The organism is Streptomyces flavofungini, assembly GCF_041028215.1.
Classification (GTDB): Bacteria; Actinomycetota; Actinomycetes; order Streptomycetales; family Streptomycetaceae; genus Streptomyces; species Streptomyces flavofungini_B.
In genome coordinates, this window is the sequence record NZ_JASKYR010001265.1 from 1 (window position 1) to 1,208 (window position 1,208).

1 protein-coding gene is annotated in these 1,208 nt (G+C 71.7%); it reads left to right on the forward strand.

The window, feature by feature from the left end; translation table 11 throughout:
* Positions 1–426 precede the first annotated feature (426 nt).
* The gene (locus AB8Z36_RS40310; RefSeq protein WP_369218317.1) at positions 427–942 is read left to right on the forward strand and encodes a hypothetical protein; all 516 of its coding nucleotides are present in this window, start codon (positions 427–429) and stop codon (positions 940–942) included.
* Positions 943–1,208 lie beyond the last annotated feature (266 nt).

Genomic DNA, 1,208 nt, shown 5'->3' on the forward strand with positions numbered 1-1,208 from the left:
ACCTTGCGCCGTGCAGCCCGTGACCGCGAGCGCCACCACGACGACGGCCGCCACGCGCGGGCCCCGCCCCTTCGCCGCGCCCCGTGGGGGCCCTGAGGTGCGAGTGTTCTGTGAACCGACTGCGCGCTGGGACATCGATCTGGCTCCGTCATTCGGGCGGTATCCGGCCAGATGAAGTCACATGCGCATTTAATGATTAATCAAGGAGCAATGCCGATGCAGTCCCTGAAACGGAGTCAAACCGACGCCCCCTGTGACGCGAAGAACACGGCCCCGCCGACCTGCGGTGAAACCGTGGGCCGGGTCAAGGCTCCGTAAAGCGCCTTGCTCAGCACCCCCTTCGGGTAATCGGCTGTCCTCATCCGTGTTCCGGGTTGGGGGGCCAGAGGCCGGTGACGCGCACGGACCGGAGGAAGGCGGAACGGGATGCTGCACGAGAGCAGAGGGAACACGGAAGGCCCTCAGGGCGGCGAACTGGCCGTGCCCATGGCCTGGTTGTACGCCGAGTACATCGCCGACGAGCTGCTGCGCACCGGCGATCTGATGCCGCCCACGTCGTTCGAGTACCGCGCGGGGCGCGACGCGCTCGCCCTGACGATCTTCCTCTCGGACCACAGGGGCGAGCTGTCCGGCATCCGGGTGATCACCCAGATGGAGACCTGGCTCTCCCTGACGGAGTACGACCAGCTCTGGCAGGACTGGGTGCGCGACCGGATGGCGCTGCTCCTGGAGGACGCCGAGGCGGCCGGGGGCCCGGGGCCCGACCTGGAGCTCGCCGAGCTGGCGTGGCGGTGGCTGGAGGAGACCGAGCTGCTCGCGCCCGACCTGGACGCGGTACCGGGCGGCGGTGCGCTGCCGGGCGAGGAGGACGGGCCGAAGGTGTGGACGCCCGCGTGGCGGCTCGGACTGCCGCTCGGGCACCTGGCGATCCATCTGTTCTGAGCGCGCTCCGGGGCCTCTCGCGCGTGTGGTCCCCGGCGTGTTCCCCGGCGGGCCTTGAGTGATTCGGCGGTCTCCCGCGTACCGGAGGGAAGGCAGCGCCTCTCACCCATAAGGGCGGCGAGCTCGGGCGGCTGTGCCGGGCCCGGCGCAGGCGGCGGCTGTGCGCCGTGGCCGTCGCCGTCGTCCTGGCGGTCGGCGCGCCCGTGGCGGCGGCGCTGGGTGTGGCGGGCGGCCGGACGGGTGACGACCGGGCGGTCGCCACACCC